Origin of the sequence: Terrimonas ginsenosidimutans, assembly GCF_022012415.1 — a bacterium.
Classification (GTDB): Bacteria; Bacteroidota; Bacteroidia; order Chitinophagales; family Chitinophagaceae; genus Terrimonas_A; species Terrimonas_A ginsenosidimutans.
This window is the reverse complement of sequence record NZ_JAKLTR010000006.1, coordinates 161217-181891: the sequence shown is the minus strand read 5'-3', so window position 1 is coordinate 181891 and position 20675 is coordinate 161217. Positions and strand designations below refer to the sequence as shown.

Below are 20675 nucleotides of genomic sequence, written 5' to 3'. Positions count from 1 at the left end.
GCTGGCGTAATGTCCCGCAGATCTCGCAGATTTTAAACTCAAAAAGAAAGAACTCATCGGCGGATCTAACTAACCCGATAATTGGTCACGCAGATGACGCGGATGGGTCCCTTTATGTTGACAGCTATCTGCGCAATCTGCGAACATCCAAATAGGAATATACGATCGTGCCAGATTTTCCCATCTCAAAACCCTGATCAATCTGCGTCATCTGCGGGGACCCTACGCAAAGCAATATTAAAATGAACAACGCATACTTTATAGGAATCGATATCGGCACACAAGGCGCACGCGTGGTAATGCTTGACAATACCGGTGTCCAGATCTCCGCAAAAGAAGAAGTATTTCCCTTAAACGAAAACTCGCGGCAGGAACAATCACCCGATACCTGGTGGCAAGCCTGCACAAGATTAATCCCTCAATTGATTGAAGAGGTAAAGCAAAACATCCCACTCGATCAGATCAAAGCCATTTCAGTTACCTCTACCTCCGGAACGATCATCCCGATCGATCATAACTTCGATCCACTTCATCCGGCGATCATGTACAGCGATCCGCGCTCTGCTGAACAAGCGTCTTTCTGTAAGAAGATCGCAGAAACGGAGATGAAGCATGGCTATACCGCTTTTAACGCCTCCAGTGGTTTGCCAAAGATGAAATGGTTCCTGGATCATTTTCCTGAACGCTCTTCAAAGCTGTACAAATTTATTCATGCAGCAGATTTCATCACGGGAAGATTGAGTGGAGAGTATAATATTACCGATCATTCCAATGCGATGAAGTCCGGTTATGATATCCATCAATTCAATTGGCCTGCATATATCACTGATCAGATCGGGATCGGTAAGGAATGGCTGCAGGAGGTGAAGCCATCAGGTACGCAGATCGGTACGATCAAACCTGCGTTGATGAAAGAGTGGGGGCTCACTACAGCAGTGATCGTTACCACAGGCCTGACCGATGGCTGTGCTTCGCAGATCGCTGCAGGAGCGGTTAAACCGGGACAGTGGAATACGACCATCGGTACCACCTTAGTCATAAAAGGGGTTACTCAAAAGGAGATCACTGATCCTTCCGGCGCAATCTACAATCATCGCCATCCTTCGGGTTACTGGATGCCGGGTGGCGCAAGCAATACCGGTGCAGATTGGGTGAGCAAGTTGTTTGCAGGAGAAGACCTGGAGAAATTGGGTGAGCAGGCAGCCATGCATTTGCCCGCCACTTCTATTGCCTGGCCTTTACTACAAACCGGCGAGCGTTTTCCATTTGTTGCGCCACAGGCAGCCGGGATCTGGCCGGATGGAAATACGGTGGAGAGATTCACAGCCTGTATGGAAGGCGTTGCTTTTATTGAGCGATATGCATTTGAAAAGATCTCACAATTGTCCGGCGAGAAAATTGAACGTATCTTTTCGGCAGGTGGCGGCAGCAACAGTGATACATGGTTGAAGATCCGCAGCAGCATCAGCAATGTGCCGGTATGTAAAATGAAGAACGTGTCAGGGGCGGCAGGTGCCGCGATTCTCGCCGCTTCCCAAAGCCTCTATGGTTCGCTTGAAGAAGCCGCCGCGGCAATGGTTAATCCTGAATTAACAATAGAGCCTGATCTTCGTCTTGCAGAAGCGTACGATCAGAAATACAAATTATTTATTGAAGAATTAAAAGCCAGAAAAATTCTGAATTGAATATGCTGAATATTTTTTTACTCAGGCACGGACAAACTTCCTGGAACGCAGATAACAACCGCTATTGCGGGCGAACGGATATACCGCTTACGGATAAAGGCATTAGTCAGGCAGAAGAAGTAAAACGCCAGATGGAAAGCATTGAATTGACAGCGGTTTATTCGTCGCCGCTGCAACGGGCCTATACGACTGCTTGTATCGCATCGGGCAGGGAAGCGATCAAAGATGAACGACTGATCGAAGCTGACTTCGGGAATTGGGAAACAAAAACGAAAGAGGAATTCATCGCAGAGAATGAGTCGCTTTGGCTCGATTGGATGAGCGATCCAGCTATTCATCGTGCCGGCGGTACAGGAGAAACGGGAGGGGAGATCGTTGCCCGTGTAGATGATTTCTTTCATTCGCTACAGCAAAAGTATACAAGCGGAAATATCATGGTAGTGGCGCATAACGGTATCAATCGCCTCTATCTCGCACATAAATTGGGAATGCCGCTGAAGAACTACAGGCAACTGGTACAGCAGAATTCCGCTATCACCAGTTTTACCCTGGATCAGCAGGGGATCCTTACACTCGAATTACTGAATGCTAAACTCAGGTAGATTATGAAAAAAGCTTTCTTGCTGTTTACAGGCCTGACCCTCGCAACAATAGTATCCGCGCAACTGAAAACGCTGGGAATAAAGACAAGCGCCGATACTTATTCCTTTTTTAAATATGAAATGAGTAAGACCGTTGTCAGCGGACATAGAGGAAGCCATATTGCCGGGTATCCTGAAAATGCTATTGAGACATTTGAGCATGTATTAAAACATACACCAGCATTTTTTGAGATCGATCCGCGTCTTACAAAAGACAGCGTGATCGTGTTATTGCATGACGCTACGCTCGACAGAACTACCACAGGTAAGGGCAAACTGTCTGATCATACCTGGGAAGAAGTGAAACAATTCCGCTTAAAAGATAAAGATGGAAACATTACTCCATACCGCATACCTACCTTGCAGGAGGCGATCAACTGGGCAAAAGGCAAAACGATACTGAATCTTGATAGAAAAGATGTTCCTCCGCAAATGACCGCAGAGATCATCCGTAAAAATAATGCGGCGGCATTTGTGATGGTGACCGTGCATACTGCAGACCAGGCAAAATTTTTTTATCAGAATAATCCTCTGATCATGATGTCTGCATTTGTAAAAACAGAAGAAGCGCTAAAGTCTTACGAAGCAGCAGGCGTGCCCTGGAAGAATATGATCGCTTATATCGGCTCAGAGAATAAACCGGAGAACAAAGTCATGCTTGATCTTCTGCACGCACGCGGTGTGATGTGCATGATCTCCGCCGCACCGGTGTATGATAAGCTCGCTACAAAAGAGGAACGCGCGGCGGCTTACCGGGATATTTTTGCCAAAGGCGCAGATATCCTCGAATCGGACTATCCAATCGAGGTTGGGGAAGCCATCAAATTGTAATTGGAATAGGGGTATCGCAAAGAACGCAAAGATCCGCAGAGGGCGCTGAGATTAAATTTCTTAGCGCCCTCTGCGGATCTTTGCGTTCTTTGCGATACCCCTACGCAGGAGACTCAGGTGAGGCTTATAAAAAAACAAGTATCCCGCCATACCCAATTTTATAACTGGTTCGGTTGTTGTGGATTGATCCCAACTGCCAGGGCGGTTTTAGATCGTTCCCAATAGGACAAATAATTCAGTATGAAAATGCTATTTCGACCCGTTATCGCTATTGCGGCACTATTTACAGTAATGAGTGCCTGTAATAATCCAGCAAAAAATACCGCAGACAAGTCTATCATTTTACATGATGTAACCCTTATTGATGGAAAAGGAACGGCTCCGCAAGAACATATCGATATCAGGATGATCAATGACTCCATAGTTGATGTTGGAAGATCTCTTGATACCAACGGCGCTACAGTGATCCGGTTGGGAGGGAAGACTGTCATGCCTTCGCTGATCAGTGCGCACGTCCACATTGGAGCGCTTAAGGGTACTGCCACCAAACCTGAGTTCTATACGCGGGGGAATATCATTTCACAGTTAAACAAATACCAGGATTATGGAATTTTGAATATACTGGTAATGGGTACAGATCGTCCGCTGCTTTTCGAGACTGGCATTCGTGATTCGTCTCTGGCAGGTAATTTTCCGGGAGCCAGGATACACTCTGCTGGTTATGGTTTTGGTGTGCCAGGAGGTGCGCCGCCGCTCGAGTTTGCGATGGATCGTGTCTTCCGTCCGGAAACACCTGCACAAGTATCCGCTCAAATGGATAGCCTTGCAGCGTTAAAACCAGAGGTAGTTAAATTATGGTTGGATGACTTTGGCGGGAAATTCAGAAAGATGGATCCTGCCGTTTATAAAGCAGTGATCGACGAAGCGCATAAGCATCAGCTCCGCGTGGCCTCTCATGCTTATTATGTATCAGATGCACGTCAGCTTGTCAATGAAGGCGTCGATATTATTGCGCATAGTATTCGTGACAGTGTGACGGATGATGCGCTTGTAAGCCGGATGAAATCAAAAGGGATCATTTACATTCCTACTCTTTCGCTGGATGAATTTTCCTTTATCTATGCCGGAAAGCCAGAATGGATCGATGATCCTTTCTTCAAAACCTCTCTTGAGCCCGGTGTGTACGAAATGATCACCGATGAGAAATACCAAAGCGATCTTAAAAAATCACCGGCATATGCAAGAAATATGAAAGGCTTTGATATTGCTTTAAAGAATCTGAAAAAGTTACATGATGCCGGTGTACTGGTCGCGCTGGGAACGGATAGTGGAGCTATGCCCTTGCGTGCACAGGGGTTCAGCGAACATTTGGAGCTCGAATTAATGGTACAGGCCGGGCTTTCTCCCCTGCAGGCGATCACGGCTGCTACCGGTAATGCGGCAAAGGCGATGAAGATAGATGGTGCGTTCGGAACGATTGAAAAAGGAAAGATCGCCGATCTGCTGATCATTGATGGTGACCCTTTGAAAGATATCCGCCAGACGCGTCAGATCTTTGCTGTTTATAAAGCAGGCAAGGAAGTAAGCAAAGGACCGTTGAGTAAATGATAGGAAAAACTTCTTCGGGAAAAACAGGAGATCATGAAAAGAAGAATATTCATCAAAACAAGCGCACAAAGTTTTGCGGCTTTGTTACTGCTTGAAAAAATATTTGTCATGCCGGCAGTTGCACCTGAAACATATTATTTCAAAGATGATGGCACGATCCCAAACAGTCGCTATCCGTTACTGATATACCAGCAGGTGTTTTCTCAACGTGGAGACAAGGGCGGCGACTGGCTGGAAGAACGCTTTGCTGCCAATGGCTGGACCAATACCTGGCGCTGGGGCGTGTATCCTTTTCATCATTACCACAGCAACACGCATGAGGTACTGGGGTGTTTCAGTGGTGAAGCGCTCCTGCATATGGGAGGTGAGAAAGGAGAGAAGCTGACAGTTAAAGCCGGCGATATTATTGTCATACCTGCTGGTGTTGGACACAAATGCATTTCACACAGTGATGACTTTACTGTGCTCGGTGCTTATCCTGGTGGACTTGATCCCGACCTGATGAAAGGCGGGAAGCACGAACGCCCGGATGCGGATAAAAATATTGCAGCAACACTTAAACCTTCCGCTGATCCTTTTTCCGGTAAGCAGGAAGGATTGATCAAACTATGGAAGAAGGAATAAACGCTTATCAACTATGGAACGAAGAACATTTTTAACACAAACTATGCTGGCGTCTGCAGGAATGGCTTTTGGGTCAAATCTTTTATCTGCAACATCAGTAAATGAAACCAGTAATACTATGACAGCATTTGAAAACACCGGCAGCTTCAAGCGATTTCGTCCGAAGAACAAACCAGGTTTTGGCGGCGTGGCTTTGGGAAACGGTTTCCAGGCAAACCCGGATATTGAGTGTTTACAGTCGATGGACGCAGCCTGGAATGCCGGCATCCGTTATTATGATACATCTCCCTGGTATGGCCTTGGAATGAGTGAGCGCCGCATGGGACTTTTTCTTAAAGATAAACCGCGAAACGAATTCACGCTTTCCACAAAGATCGGCAGGCTATTGGAGCCGCAGGAGAATTTCAGGCCGGGCGAATTGTTATGGAAAGGAAAAATGAATTTCGGATATAAATATGACTACTCCGCGGCAGGTGCACGGAGAAGTGTGGAAGAAAGTCTGCAACGTCTTGGCTTGTCATCTATAGACATTGTTTTTATCCATGATCTTTCACCGGATAATGGTGATATGAAAGAGAACTGGGTCAAATATTTTGATGAAGCGGCCAAAGGAGCGATGCCTGAACTGATAAAGATGAGGGAAGAAGGATTGATCAAAGCCTGGGGTTTCGGCGTAAATACAATTGAGCCTATCCTTAAGGCAATGGAAGTTTCTGATCCTGATATTTTTCTTTCAGCTTGCCAGTATTCATTGATCAAACATGAAGATGATCTTAATAAAGTATTTCCGAAAGCAGCTGAAAAGGACATTTCAATAGTTGTGGGGGCTCCATTATGCGCAGGGTTTTTGTCCGGGAAAGACCGTTATCTCTATGAAGGAAAGTTTCCTGAAGGCGTTAAAGAAAAACTGGCTGCGTTGAAGAAAGTAGCAGCGCGTCATAGTGTTGATCTTCGTACCGCTGCTTTGCAGTTCGCTGCTGCACCTGATGTAGTGTCTGCCGTTATTCCCGGGGCACATACCGTACAGCAGGCAACGGAGAATGCGGCATCTTTTAAAGCAAAGATCCCGGCGGACTTTTGGAGTGAACTCAAAAAAGAAGAACTGATCGCGGCTAATGCACCCGTGCCTAGGTAAACCGACATAGAGGGAACACGGGGACGAAACGACGCGCCGCGGACGGGGCGAAGACAGTGACAGAAAACACTGTATTTCGCCGCGCCCTCTGCGTCTCGTCGCGTTCGCCGCGCTCCTCTACGCCCCCCGGAATTTCAGCATGATACGATGAGATAGTAAAATCTTCCATCTTTATAGCCAAACCTTACATTGTTCCCTATACAACAGGCTTTTAATTTTAGCATAAATGTACCGGGTCTGTTATCTGTCATCCGGTATGCTTTTCTAACGATTAATAATTACTGCTATGAAGCGGTTGATGCCTGCCCCGCAAACCGGATTGATGACCGCGTTGCTTCCTGATCCTGCCAGTGCAGATATCCTGTCTGCCGCTAATGCAAGCCTGGCGTTCTCCATGAAAAATCCAACAGTAGAAATTATTTCAATCAATACTTACAAAAGAGAGCATAGTACTTCTTATCCCGGCATGCCCTGGAATAAGCAATCACTCATTTGCAAAAATGAATCACCATTATCTAATAAAATAGTATCATGAAGCGAGTATTCTTATCAACCGCTCTTCTGCTGGCCATTCAATTTTACAGCAAAGCGCAATATCCTGTAGTTCCAAAGGAAGTGGAAGATTCAGCGAGTAAGGCGGAAGGGCTTTGGAAGAAACGATCAGAGGAGAGCTGGAAGTTGGCTCGTATAGATATGGAAGCGGAAGAAAAGAACGGGAAGCCATTTATTCCGTGGGCGCAGAAACCATCTGATCTGCCGCAGGCAACCATTCCTGCGTTCCCCGGTGCGGAAGGTGGTGGTAAGTTCAGCTTTGGCGGCCGTGGCGGAAAAGTGCTGGTTGTAATTAATCTGAATGATGATGGTGCCGGTAGTTTTCGCTGGGCATGCGAACAGGGTGGCGCGCGGACCGTTGTGTTCAACGTATCAGGAATTATACAATTGAAATCTCCCGTGATCATTCGCGCACCGTATATCACGATTGCCGGACAATCAGCTCCCGGTGACGGTGTGTGTATTGCTGGTGAATCTGTTTGGATGGACACACACGATATCGTGATCCGTTATATGCGTTTCCGACGCGGATCAACGGATGTGACCCGCCGCGATGATGCATTGGGTGGAAACCCCGTTGGTAATGTGATCATCGATCACGTAAGCGCTTCATGGGGTCTTGATGAAAATCTGAGTATCTATCGCCACGTATATAAGGGCAACGGTAAAGATGAAAAACTGCCAACAGTAAATGTTACTATTCAAAACTCGATCTTTTCAGAAGCGCTCGACAGGTATAATCATGCGTTTGGAAGTACGATCGGTGGATTGAACAGCACTTTCCTGCGCAATTTGTGGTCGAGCAATATCAGCCGCAGTCCATCTGTAGGTATGTATGGTGATTTTGGTTTTGCAAACAATGTGGTGTTCAACTGGTGGAACCGTACTGCGGATGGTGGCGATCATCGTTCCCTGTATACATTCATCAACAACTATTACAAACCGGGGCCGATCACTCCAAAGGATAAACCGATCGCTTACAGAATTCTTAAGCCAGAGACGGGGCGCGATTCTGCCAACCGCAACAACTATGGAAAAGCGTATGTAAACGGAAACTTTATTGAGGGCAACGAACGCGTGTCTGCTGACAACTGGGCAGGTGGGGTTCAGCCGGGTGATGATGAAAAAGTAGCACCTGGCTTGCTTGAAAAGATCAAAGCAAATGAATCAATGATCGTAACGCCTTTCCCGATCACTGACGCCAAAAGTGCTTATGCTTATGTCCTGGAAAATGCCGGCGCTACATTGCCAAAACGTGATGCGGTGGATAAAAGAATTGTTGAGCAGGTTAAAACGGGTGTGATCCAGTACAATCCCAAAGCGGAAGAATTGCCCAGCTCAAAATTTGTAAAAAGAAGACTGCCGGCTGATTCGTATAAGCAGGGAGTGATCATTCACCCAGACCAGGTAGGTGGTTATCCGGAATACAAAGGCACAGCCTATCAAGACAGCGATAAAGATGGTATTCCGGATGATTGGGAGAAGAAGAATGGTTTGAATCCTAATGACCCAACTGATTCCGGCAAATATGCAAAAAGCAAAAGCGGCTACACTAATATCGAAGAATTCCTGAATAGCCTGGTGCCTGCATCTCAAATTACTATCACGGTCAAATAACCCATTGGTTAAAAAATATCATATGCACATCATAAAAATATTCAGCCTGGGTATTGTTTTTTTCCTCAGGTTTTCATTGGCGCAAGCACAAGACACAACCGGCAATGCTGAACTGAAAAGAAAAGCATCAGAGTGGGTAAGTGAATTGAGTTTGTCAGATGAAGGCAAGACGACAGCGGTGAAGCAGGCAGTTACTACACATTTGATCGCTGTGCGTGACTGGCATAATTCGCATCCGCACACAATGGTGCCTGCGGGAATTAATCCTGCAACAGGAAATACGCTTTCGGATCTCGACAGGCAAATGATTGTTTGTTCAAGTAAACCAAAGTCGGTTCATGATGACCTGATGGCTGTGTTAAGATCAACCCTTGATCCAGAGCAAACAGAATTATTGCTGGATAAATACACCATCGGAAAAGTTGCTTTCACCTTAAAAGGATATGAAGCAATTGTGCCTGATCTGACAGAGAAGGAAAGAACGGAGATCCTGAAAAACCTGAAACAGGCACGTGAACAGGCGATTGATTATAAGAACATGAAAGAGATCTCTGCTGTTTTTGAAATTTATAAAACGAAATGCGAACAGTATCTGAATAACAATGGGCGTAACTGGCGGCAACTTTACAAAACGTATACAGATAAGATAAAAGCCGAGAAGGCAGCAAAAGATAAACAACAGAAAGGTTAGAATAAATGGATCGATAATTTTTTAAGAAATAATGCAGGAAAGTATTTTAAAGATAATCTTCCCGGGTAAACTGGTTTTTGGAAATGGATGTATTTCCCAGCTGGCAGATGAACTATTGGCCATAAATGCCCGGAAAATATTTATTGTAACGATAGAGCCATTGACGCATGTAGTGGAAGAACTGAAATCGCGTGTAGGATCATCTGTCCAAATACAAGCTAACTATTCTATCAAGCAGGAACCATCATTTGCAGATTTTGGATCATTGATGAGAACAGCGGAGCAGCTTGATCCGGATACGGTGATCGGACTGGGAGGAGGAAGTGTACTGGATGTAGCAAAGTTGGTGGCGGCGCAACTGGGAAATGATCAGCAATTGAATGACTACGTGGGCATCGGTTTGCTTAGAGGACGTTCACGCAGATTGATCTGTGCGCCGGCAACTGCGGGAACAGGTAGCGAAGTGTCTCCCAACGCGATCCTCGTGGACCAGGATAATCAGAAAAAAGGCATCATCAGTCCTTACCTGGTTCCCGATTCTGTTTACGTTGACCCACTGCTTACGGTGAGTGTGCCAGCTTCCATTACGGCAGCAACAGGAATTGATGCACTTACCCATTGCCTGGAAGCCTATACAAATAAATTCGCTCAACCGCTGATCGATGTGTATGCTTTTGAAGGAATGCGGCTGATCGCTGCAAATATTGTGACGGCAGTGAATAATGGAAAAGATACCGAAGCACGCAAGCATGTGGCGATGGGAAGCTTGCTCGGTGGCTTTTGTCTTGGACCTGTGAATACGGCCGGTGTACATGCCTTGTCTTATCCGTTGGGAAGTATGTTTCATTTACCGCACGGGCTTTCCAATGCATTGCTGCTGCCTTACGTCATGGAATATAATATTCCCGCAGCAGCAAAAAGATATGCAGATGTTGCGGTCGCGATCGGGTGTGAACGGCAGCAGGAAGATGAAGCAACGGCTTTGGCTGGCGTGACGCGGATCCGAGAACTGATCAGAGCATGTGGGTTGCCCGCCACATTGAAAGAAGTGAATATTCCTGAAGACGCTATTGCAGTAATGGCTGCTGATGCGATGAAGATACAACGGTTGTTAAAGAATAATCCGCGGCTTATCGAAGAGAAGGATGCCATTACTATTTATAAATCTGCATTTCAATGAAACCAGCTAAAGAATACAGCGGCATTATAGTTCCAATGGTTACTCCGCTTACAGCTGACAATAAGCTGGATGAAGCGGCTGTCGAAAAACTGTTTGAACTGATGTATGCGAATAGCATCGATCCATTTATTCTGGGAACTACCGGGGAGTCAGCATCGTTGCCACTTGCAATAAAGAAAAATTACATCAGGAAGGCAGCTGAGATAAAAAAGAAGGATTCGAAACTGTACACAGGAATTTCTGCAACCGTTTTTTCAGAAAGTGTCGACCTGGCAACGTACAGTTTTGATCAAGGTGCAGATGCGGTGGCCGCAACATTGCCATCGTATTATCAATTATCTGCTTTGCAGATGAAAGATTATTTTCTGCAACTGGCTGATGCCATCAAAGCCCCCTTGATCGTATATAATATTCCGGCAACCACGCACATGAGCATACCAGTTGAGATCATAGACGAATTGAGTCATCATCCGCATATTGTTGCCGTAAAAGATTCGGAACGCAATGACGAACGACTGGAGCATTCACTATCTCTTTGGAAGAACAGATCCGATTTCAGTTACCTGCTTGGCTGGGCGGCTCGTTCAGACAAAGCATTACTGAATGGTGGAGATGGTCTTATCCCAAGCACAGGAAACTTTGCTCCGGAAATTTATAGTCGAATGCTTAAAGCGGCGAAAAAAGGGGAAGAGTCTGTCGTAAAACAAATGCAGCAACTAAGCGATGACTATGGCGCGTTATATCAAAAAGATAAAACGCTGGGTGAAAGTATTTGGGCGTTGAAAGTTTTATTACAGGAAAAAGGAATCGGTGAGCCTGTCGTAATGCCTCCGCTCACAAGTCTGGATAAGCAGGAAGCCAACAGGATTATCGGAAATCTGAAAGCCCTTCAATCAGTCTCGGTAACATAAAAACCAGATCCTGCGGGAATCCTACGCGAGACCGGAAGAAGGTTTTTCATGTATCGATTGCCTTTGCAGTAGGATAACAAAGAACCAGATAAGTTGAATCAAATGAATAAAAAACCGATCGTTGCAATTACTATGGGAGACCCGGCGAGTATCGGCCCCGAAATTGCCGCAAAAGCGATCCTGAAAAAAGAAGTACTCGATATTTGTAGACCAATTATAACCGGTGATGCAGTCGTTTTTCAGCAGATCATAGAGTTACTGAAATTTCCACTCAAAGTAAATGCAATCAGTAAAGTGGGTGAAGCTGATTTTAGTCCGGGTATTATAAATGTATTTGATCTTGGTATCACGGATATCAGCAAAGTCTCCTTTGGTAAAATCGACGCCATGGCGGGAGAAGCATCTTACCAGGCTGTTGCAAAAGCGATCGAACTGGCGATAGCGAAGGAAGTTGATGCAACCGTGACTGGCCCGATCAATAAGAAATCGATCAACGAAGCCGGTCATCATTTCGCCGGACACACTGAGATCTATGCACATTTTACCAATACAAAGAAATACGCAATGTTACTGGTGGAGGACAACATCAATGTTATCCATGTAAGTACACACGTATCACTGCGCCAGGCCTGCGATCTGGTAAAAAAGGACAGGATCATTCAGGTGATTGAATTGCTAACGGATGGTTTGAAACGCCTCGGAAAAACAAACCTAAAGATCGGTGTTGCTGGCCTGAACCCGCATGCAGGGGATAGTGGTTTATTTGGTACGGAGGACGATGAGGAAATACTTCCGGCTGTTGAAGAGGCGAAGCGAATGGGATATGATGTTGAAGGCCCCATTCCGCCAGATACGATGTTTGCTAAAGCGGCAATGGGGGCTTATGGTGGAGTAGTGGCCATGTATCACGACCAGGGGCATATTCCTTTCAAACTTGCCGGTTTCAAATGGAACGCAGAAAAACAGCAAATGGATAGTGTGAAAGGAGTGAACATTACGCTGGGGCTGCCAATCATCCGGACGTCTGTAGATCATGGTACGGCTTTCGAGATCGCAGGGAAAGGTATTGCAAGTCCTGATGCAATGGTGCTAGCAATAGAAAGCGCTGTGCAGCTTAGTCATAACCGTGGCTGAACTCTTGCCAATAATAGCTGACCGCTATTCAAGAAAATAAAAATGATTGCCGTTATTGCCGATGATTTTACGGGTGCTGCCGAGCTCGCAGGTATCAGCTTGCGCTATGGTCTGCAGGTAAAGCTTTATACTGGTATTGCTTCCTACGAAGCGTGTGATGTTTGCATTGTGTCAAGTGACAGCCGATCGATGAGCAGGGCTGACGCGCTGGAAGTTACCCGTAACATCGTTGTTGCCTTACAGGAACTGAATCCCTCATTTATTTATAAAAAGATAGATTCTGTATTAAGAGGCTATGTGTTTGATGAGATCAGTGTACAGATGCAGCTTACGGGTAAGCAGCGGGCAATCATCCTTCCGGCTAATCCTTCTTTGGGCCGGAAGATCATTTCCGGACAATATTACATTAACGAACAATTAATCACGGATACAGCTTTTGCAGATGACCCGGAGTTTCCGGTGAAGTCGGCATTGGTCAAAGAAATGATCAGTAAGGACGGTAAAGGTGTAGATGTTTTATCGAGAGGTCAGGATAAATGGAAGCAAATTATTTCAATCGCTGAAGCATCTACGATTGAAGATATGGATCATTGGGTAGGCCTTATTGAGTCAGCATGGCTTCTTGCCGGCGCCGGTGATTTTTTTGAGAGATTGCTGGCAGCCAGCTTCGCGGAACGTTTCAGTGATGATCCGGCAATCTTGTTACCGCATTTGTATGTATGTGGAACGACTGCTCAAACGAGCCAGAGGTTAGTTGAACAAATTGATCAGGGATCCGGCAATGTTATCTATCTGCACCATACGGATCTTGCGAGGGATCCTTTCTCTTTTACAGATGCTCAATTTGCCAAAATACAGGATATTGTTTATTCGGGCGGCAAACTTCTTCTCGCAGTTGGCCATACTGCCGATCTTACCCCGCAATATATACGCGAATCAATGGCAGGTGTTGTTCAGCATTTGCAGCAGCAGTTGCATTTCCGTGAGATTTTTATTGAAGGCGGCAGCACGGCTGCTGCGATCTTGAAGCGGTTACAACTTTCATCATTTGATATAGCCAATGAATCGCAGCGAGGTGTTGTAAGAATGAAAGCAGGTGATCTGTACATTACCGTAAAACCGGGCAGCTATGCGGTCCCTCAGAGCATCAAAGATCTTTATTTAACGAAGCCATATAACCAGCAATCATGAAGCAACTACATTTTATTGATTACACGATCATTTCATTGGTGTTGGGGATTACGCTGTTTTTGGGCTTTCGATTTGCAAAACGGCAGAAAAGCACGGAGAGCTTTTTTCTTTCAAAAGGTCATTTTCCTTCCTGGGCACTTGGACTGTCTTTGCTCGCGACATTGATCAGCAGCGTAACATTTCTCGGATATCCTGCGCAGGGATTTACGAGCAACTGGATCCTGCTGGTGCAGGGGCTAATGGTGCCTGTTGTGCTGGTGTTTGTTGTCTGGTTTATTGTACCGCTTTATCGCCGGGTCATCGGTCTTAGCACATACGAATATTTTGAGAAGCGCTTCGGCCTTTTTGCCCGGTACTACAGTTCGTCTTCATTTGTACTGCGCCAGTTTGCGGGCATGGGAACAGTCTTGTTTCTATTGTCTGCTGCGATAGGCAGCATCACATCGTTGAATCCGTTTGTAGTATTAGCGGTCGTTAGCCTGATCTTGATAATAGTGAATCTGAAGGGTGGCATACAGGCCGTGATCTGGCTCGATGTTTTCCAGGGATTCATGCTGTTTGCCAGCGGAATAATTTGCGTTGTGATCCTGTTGTCTACAATTGATGGAGGCTGGACTGAAACAATCAAAATTGCCTCAGCAAATGATCGGGCAGGCTTCGGCCCGTATAGTTTCGAACTTACACAATTGACTTTATTTGTCATGGTGATCAACGGGGCTTTTTATGCTGTGCAGAAATATGCAACAGATCAAACAGTAGTCCAACGATATCTGACTGCGAAAACGGATAAGTCTGCGATCAAAGCATCCTTAATGGGAATATTTCTGGCGGTACCTGTCTGGGCAATGTTTATGTTCATTGGAACTGCATTGTTTGTGTTGTATAAGCAAAAAGGGCTGCCGGAGGGAATGCGCCCTGAGGAGGTGTTCCCGCATTTTATGGTAACGCAGTTACCGGTTGGGATCATCGGATTCATACTGGCGGCATTGATCTCTGCGGCGATCTGCAGTTTGAGTGCGGACATTAATTCGCTTGCCGCGGTTGGGGTGGAGGATTATTATAAGAAGATCAGGAAGAACCGGGCGGACAAGGAATATCTTTTTGCCGGTAAGGCGATGGTCGTATTCGCCGGAATTCTTTCGGCCTGTATCGGAGCGATCTACCTGAGTGTGGGGAATGAAGGCGTGTTAGGTGTGATCTTCACGATCTATGCGATCTTCTCTGGTGGTATCGTTGGTATTTTCATGCTGGGTTTTTTGAGTAAACGCGCCAACAGGCAGGGAGTGAATATCGGCATTGTTGTCTGCATTCTTTTTACTGCATATGCATTTCTGACGTCTACGCCGGTCGGGGTAAATGATAAAAAACTGATCCTGGATCTTGGGAGGTTTAATTTCACGCATCATAAGCTGATGCTGGGAGTTTACAGTCATTTGATCGTACTGGTGATTGGATATCTTGCGAGTTTGTTTTTTCCGCCGCCGGCGATAGCGGAGAACCTGGTGTATAGCAGGTGGAAAAAGGCATCGCATTCGAATGGGAATATTACTGGCTGACTCTGGCAGGTATTGTTATATAACAATGCGGTTTGTTTTGCTCCTCCTCAAAGTAACGGATTGGATAATCATACTTTTAATATTGCGTTCATCATTCCTTAATCGACCGTTTATGATTACTTAACAATCACCTTTGACATTTGCGCCTTAATAACAACTTAAACTAACGAGGTTATGAGGATAGCAAATACCGTAACAATCTTTCTCCTGCTGCTCGTCGCCAGTCAGGCATTCGCGCAGCAAAAACTACAGGGAACTGTTACTGACCAGGTCCGGCAAAAAGGCCTTTCCGGTGTTTCAGTACAAATCAGCGGGACACAAGCCGGAACCGTTACAGATATCAACGGCCGATTTTCTTTTAATGTACCAACTGCTGCTGCATCGAAAACACTGACTATTGTTTTCACAGCCGTCGGATATCAGCCACAGGAAAGAAAGATAGAGCCATCACAACAGTCAGCCTCACTCGATATTATATTGGAAGAAGACCTGGTGAAACTGGATGAGGTAGTAGTTACCGGGCAGGGGATGAGTGTAAGCAAAAGACGCCTTTCTACCAATGTAACGTCTATTTCTGAAGCCCAACTAAGAGATCTTCCGGCAAACAGGATCGATCAGCTATTGCAATCACAGATCCCGAATGCACAATTCAAAATGTCAGCAGGGCAGGCAGGAGCAACGTCTATCGTACAAACAAGAGGGTTTAACTCTGCTTTTTCCAATTCGACTCCGATCGTATACGTTGATGGGGTTCGGGTGGATAACCTGAACACTGCGCCGGCATTGGGCATGACGCTTTCAGGCGGCATTTCACAGGGAGCTTCTACCAGCGCCCTTTCTGATATACCTGTTGAGAATATTGAAAAGATCGAATTTATCAATGGTGGTGCCGCTACCACATTATATGGATCAGATGCGGCAAACGGCGTATTGCAGATCTTCACAAAGAAAAGAGGTTCGGGTAAAGCTAACTTCCGCGCTGGCGTTGATCTCGGTCTTGAAACGCCGACCAATGATTTCCTTTATTTCAACAGAACAAAAGATCTTTTATTTGAGAACGGAGGATATCGCAAATACAGCATCGGTGCCGATGGCGGAAACAATGATTTCGGTTTCAGCATGGCGGCTGCTTATAGCAAGTCTGACGGCGTACTGATCCATAATCAAAACCAGGTGGAGAAGATCGATTTCCGGACCGGCTTTCATGCAAAACTGCTGGATCAACTCACTTACGAATCTTCCTTTACCTATAACAACCAAAATCTTCGCAGAACAAGAAATGGCAACTCCGGCGGTTATTCCGGTCTGTGGTTTGCCGAAGACGGTGCTTCAAAGATCACAGGGCCCGGCTTTAATCCTAAGCTCGACTCATTATCTGACGCCGATTTCGCGAAAGTAAAAGCATTCGTTGATTCTGCGGAAATGCTGATGAATAACACTTCAAAGGTCAATCGTTTTCAGACTTCACAGGTGCTGAAGCTGCAGCCATTGAAGAACCTCGTATTCAAAGGAACGTTTGGTGTGGACTATCGTACGCAAACGGAAGTATCTGTTGTATCGAATGCTTTCAACCGTCACATCCGCTCCAATACTACCGGTTCTTTAAGCAAGTACGACCGTAACTATCTCGGCCTGACGCTTGAACTTACCGGTCAGTATGATGCGACCGTGGGTGACTTCTCTTTCCTCACCACCGGTGGGGCGCAGCTGTTCCGCAACCAGGACCATCAGATCGCTTATATCGGGCAGGATATCCGCGATGGAGCCCTCACCGTAAACCAGGCGGCTACCCGTACAAGCAATGAGTATCTCGCAGAAGTAGTGAATTCAGGTTTGTTCCTGCAGGAGAATGTTGGTTATAAGAACCGTTATTATCTTGATCTGGGTGTGAGAGGTGATAATAACTCGGCCTTTGGTAAACTGATCGGCACACAATACTACCCAAAATTTGGGGTGTCTTACATTCTTAGCGCTGAACCATTCTTTCAGAAATGGCAGCAGAACTTTATCAAAACGGTGAAGGTTCGTGCTAACTATGGTGTGGCAGGGATCTTCCCGACCCCGTTCGCCAATGAAAGAACGATTGCCTTCACGGGTTTCAATGGCGGACAATCTGCGACGTTTGGTCAGCCGGGTAATGAAGAGCTAAAACCGGAAAAGTCTTACTCAAAAGAGATCGGTCTTGATCTTGGCCTCTGGAACAGCCGTGTATCCCTTACTGTGAACTATTTCGATAATGAAACACGCGACGCTTTGTTTGTTGTTCCTCCTGCGGCATCGACTGGTCAGACGAACACACTAAAGAATATCGGTTTGATCACCAATAAAGGATGGGAATTTTCTGCAGTAGTATCTGTGCTGGAGAACAAAGATTGGGATGTGCGTGTACGTGCTTCTGCAAATACAGTAGATAACCTCGTCGTAAGTACAGGAGGCGCTCCTTCATTCAACCTGAACGGCATGACTTCCCGTACGGTACAAACTGTAGTGAAAGAAGGGTTCCCTGTAGGTTATATCAGCGGCAACTATGGTGTATTTAAAGATGGTGTACTGGAAAGTTATACTCCGCAGCAGTTTCTCGGTTCAACCATTCCTACACTTACAGGTAGCGCCGGTCTGAATGTTCGTTATAAGAATCTGTCCATGTTTGCAAATGCAGATTACCAGCAAGGTGGCTACCTGCATAACTGGGATAAACAATTCCGGATCAACTACGGTGCTTCAACAGATGGAGTGCCGGCAGCAGAGATCGCAAAGAATGGCGCCACAAACTGGCTGAACTATTCACAGCTTTTTGTGGAGAAAAGTGATTTCATCAAGATCAGAACGGTTGGCCTGGTGTATAATTTCGACAAGAAGATCATCGGAAAACATATCAAGCAAATGTCTGTTGGTATCACTGCGGTAAATCCGCTGAACTTTACCGCTTCTTCATCTGATCCGGAAGCAGTGATGGCGGGTGGTGCACAGGGGCAGGGTTCTGCTACAACCGGCGGTCTGAATTATGCGGCTTTCTCTATGCCACGTCAATTTATCGGCACACTTAAAATTAACTTCTAACCACTCCAAATAACAGGTATGAAAAATATTTCAAAGATTCTTTGCGCTGCAGGCCTGGCCGTATTAGCCTCCTGCCAGTTGAAAGATGTTGACAATCCGAATATCACGGACGAATCATTTGTTGGAACAACGCAATCATCGTCCATCTGGCTGAACGGTATGTATCGCCAGTTAGCGCTAACGTTGAACGAGGTTGTTTCTTTTACAGAGATCACTTCGGATAATTATTACAACAACAGTTCTCTTTCCAATAAGGTATTTGACTTTCCGACTATCCTGTATTCTGATCTGGATGTTGATAACATGCAGCGTGCGATCGGCCGTCTTACGCAAATGGCGGATTATGGTTTGACCAGGATCGTACCTGCTGATGTAACCACAACAAAAGATATAAATGCTGAGATCAATTTTCTCGGTGGATATGCATGCCTGCTGAGCGGAGAGCTTTATAATGCATTGCCATTAACGGCTGCCGGACAGGTGGCATCCGCCAATGAATGTTTTCAAAAAGCGGTAGCTTATTTCAACGCGGCGATCGCACTGCAAACTGATGCGGCGAAAAAGAATGGTTATACACTGGCATTGGCGCGCGCCTATTATGGTATGGCAAATCGTACAAACGCTTTGCAGGCGGCTCAGACGATCATCGCCAATGCGCCGATGCTTTTAGTTGAAGCAAAGTTTGACGGCATTAATGGCGTTTCGAATACCATGCAGACCTATACCTTCAGCAGCTCCACCAATACTTACGCACCGCTGCCACGTCTTGATTTTCTTGACCCGAAGTATTATCACGTAGGAACAGCGAATGCAGACCAGAAATCCATCGCTATCCTTAAGGGTGAAGAAGCTTACCTGATCGCTGCCGAGGCAATGATCGGCAGCGGGCAACTCGACAATGCACGTACAACATTAAAGCAATTGATCAGCACGGTCGTGAATAATCGTCCTACCGCTTCGATAAACGGAAGCCAGGCTCAGCGAAAAGGTAACAGGAGCGATTATCCGCTGCTGGCATCTGTACAGGTAAAGTTTGATGCGAATTCTCCCGCCCGGCCTGGTTTTATTCTTGGCCGGCAGGCTGGAAATATAACCGTGCGAAGAGTTTCCGGAACATCAGTCATGGCTGCTGACCTGGATGCTGCCACTACAGAAGATGCATTATTATATCAGCTCTGCCTGATGCGCCAGGAGATCTTCATGTCCGAAGGGCGTCGCATGACAGATCTTGGGATCCGTTTCCCCATCTCCCAGGTGGAAATGCAGAATAACCCGAACGTGAAAGCAGAGCAAACGCAAGCGGTTATTCCTTCCTATATCCCGGGAAATCTCGGCATGGATAATTTTGGCTACGACCGCACCGCGGGCATCGTGACGATGAATTTCGATATGAATAGAGTTCTTGTACAGAATAAGAAAGCGGCAGGCGTATTGCCAATGCTGAAATAACTTCAACCAGAATAAAAGGCCATTGACCATTGTATGCCGGATATATAAGACCTCCGGCAGCAGTGGTCAATGGTGTTAATAAAAATAAATTGATCTGACATGAAAAATCGTTTTGTTCGTTTTGTTTATATTTTTCTGCTACTGGGCGTTTCCTCTACTATACTGGCAAATGGGAAACCATTGGATAGTCTTGCTGTTGCGGCGGGCAAGGAATTCAAAAGAATTGTTGTATTGGAGATAAAAGATAAAAAGGTTGCAGATTCATTGTGGGCTGAAGCGCAACGTTTATATACGGGGCCGACAAGATTTTATCATAACCTGGAACATATCTCCAATTTTTACGATCAGCTTACTAAATGTAAAGATCAGGTCAGCGACTGGAATGCATTGGTGATCGCCGCTGTTTATCATGATATCATTTACGGTTCAGAAGACCGTCGTGATGAAGAGCGAAGCGCTGAGCTGGCAGTTCAACGACTGACTGCTGCTGGATTTCCGGTCGCGTTTATAAAAAAGGTAGAAGCGCTTGTTCTCGCTACAAAAGCACATGCCTTGTCGGAAGATAATGACACCAATCTTTTTAATGATGCGGACATGTCTATCGTCGGACTCGACAGGGAATATTACAAAAGATATGTTGGGAATGTCCGGAAGGAATTTTCCAATTCGCCCAACTTTGATGCGGGGCGAAAACGCGTGATGCAATATTTTCTGAATATGCCGAGAATTTTCCAAACAGATTTCTTTAATAAACTCTACGAATCATCCGCGAGAGAGAATATCAAGTGGGAGATAAGTACATTGCAGTAG

Annotated in this window: 17 protein-coding genes; all 17 read left to right on the top strand. The window is 45.8% G+C overall.

Going from position 1 to position 20675, the window contains the following annotated elements:
- The first annotated feature begins 242 nt into the window (after window positions 1-242).
- The gene (locus tag LZZ85_RS11170; protein ID WP_237871658.1) at window positions 243-1685 is read left to right on the top strand and encodes an FGGY-family carbohydrate kinase; all 1443 of its coding nucleotides are present in this window, start codon (window positions 243-245) and stop codon (window positions 1683-1685) included.
- Window positions 1686-1687: 2 nt separating this feature from the next.
- Complete coding sequence (locus LZZ85_RS11165; protein ID WP_237871657.1) at window positions 1688-2287, top strand: histidine phosphatase family protein; 600 nt, start codon at window positions 1688-1690, stop codon at window positions 2285-2287.
- A gap of 3 nt (window positions 2288-2290) precedes the next feature.
- On the top strand, window positions 2291-3157 hold the full coding sequence (locus LZZ85_RS11160; protein WP_237871655.1) for a glycerophosphodiester phosphodiesterase family protein: 867 nt from the start codon (window positions 2291-2293) through the stop codon (window positions 3155-3157).
- Window positions 3158-3397: 240 nt separating this feature from the next.
- Window positions 3398-4765: an amidohydrolase family protein gene (locus LZZ85_RS11155; protein ID WP_237871653.1), complete on the top strand. Its 1368-nt coding sequence runs from the start codon at window positions 3398-3400 to the stop codon at window positions 4763-4765.
- A gap of 33 nt (window positions 4766-4798) precedes the next feature.
- A complete protein-coding gene (locus tag LZZ85_RS11150) occupies window positions 4799-5389 on the top strand; it encodes a cupin domain-containing protein (protein WP_237871651.1) in 591 nt (196 codons plus the stop codon).
- Between the two features lie 13 nt (window positions 5390-5402).
- Window positions 5403-6524, top strand: coding sequence for an aldo/keto reductase (locus LZZ85_RS11145; RefSeq protein WP_237871650.1), 1122 nt, complete (start codon window positions 5403-5405; stop codon window positions 6522-6524).
- A 286-nt stretch (window positions 6525-6810) separates the two neighbouring features.
- Window positions 6811-7059, top strand: coding sequence for a hypothetical protein (locus tag LZZ85_RS11140; protein ID WP_237871648.1), 249 nt, complete (start codon window positions 6811-6813; stop codon window positions 7057-7059).
- Window positions 7056-8693 (top strand): polysaccharide lyase, encoded by a 1638-nt coding sequence (locus LZZ85_RS11135; RefSeq protein WP_237871645.1) that lies wholly within the window; start codon window positions 7056-7058, stop codon window positions 8691-8693. Before LZZ85_RS11140 ends, LZZ85_RS11135 begins: the two co-directional genes overlap by 4 nt.
- A gap of 22 nt (window positions 8694-8715) precedes the next feature.
- Window positions 8716-9384, top strand: a complete 669-nt coding sequence (locus tag LZZ85_RS11130; RefSeq protein WP_237871643.1) for a DUF3826 domain-containing protein — start codon at window positions 8716-8718, stop codon at window positions 9382-9384.
- Between the two features lie 31 nt (window positions 9385-9415).
- Entirely contained in the window at window positions 9416-10564 is a 1149-nt protein-coding gene (locus LZZ85_RS11125; RefSeq protein ID WP_237871640.1) for an iron-containing alcohol dehydrogenase, read from the top strand.
- Window positions 10561-11475 carry a dihydrodipicolinate synthase family protein gene (locus tag LZZ85_RS11120; protein WP_237871638.1) on the top strand — a complete coding sequence of 305 codons (915 nt, stop codon included), beginning with the start codon at window positions 10561-10563 and terminating at the stop codon, window positions 11473-11475. Before LZZ85_RS11125 ends, LZZ85_RS11120 begins: the two co-directional genes overlap by 4 nt.
- Window positions 11476-11577: 102 nt before the next feature.
- Complete coding sequence (gene pdxA / locus LZZ85_RS11115) at window positions 11578-12609, top strand: 4-hydroxythreonine-4-phosphate dehydrogenase PdxA (RefSeq protein WP_237871636.1); 1032 nt, start codon at window positions 11578-11580, stop codon at window positions 12607-12609.
- A gap of 42 nt (window positions 12610-12651) precedes the next feature.
- Window positions 12652-13800, top strand: coding sequence for a four-carbon acid sugar kinase family protein (locus LZZ85_RS11110; protein ID WP_237871634.1), 1149 nt, complete (start codon window positions 12652-12654; stop codon window positions 13798-13800).
- On the top strand, window positions 13797-15356 hold the full coding sequence (locus LZZ85_RS11105) for a sodium:solute symporter family protein (RefSeq protein ID WP_237871632.1): 1560 nt from the start codon (window positions 13797-13799) through the stop codon (window positions 15354-15356). Before LZZ85_RS11110 ends, LZZ85_RS11105 begins: the two co-directional genes overlap by 4 nt.
- Before the next feature lie 174 nt (window positions 15357-15530).
- Entirely contained in the window at window positions 15531-18416 is a 2886-nt protein-coding gene (locus tag LZZ85_RS11100) for a TonB-dependent receptor domain-containing protein (protein WP_237871630.1), read from the top strand.
- 18 nt (window positions 18417-18434) lie between these two features.
- The gene (locus LZZ85_RS11095; protein ID WP_237871628.1) at window positions 18435-19865 is read left to right on the top strand and encodes a RagB/SusD family nutrient uptake outer membrane protein; all 1431 of its coding nucleotides are present in this window, start codon (window positions 18435-18437) and stop codon (window positions 19863-19865) included.
- Window positions 19866-19964: 99 nt separating this feature from the next.
- On the top strand, window positions 19965-20675 hold the full coding sequence (locus LZZ85_RS11090) for an HD domain-containing protein (protein WP_237871626.1): 711 nt from the start codon (window positions 19965-19967) through the stop codon (window positions 20673-20675).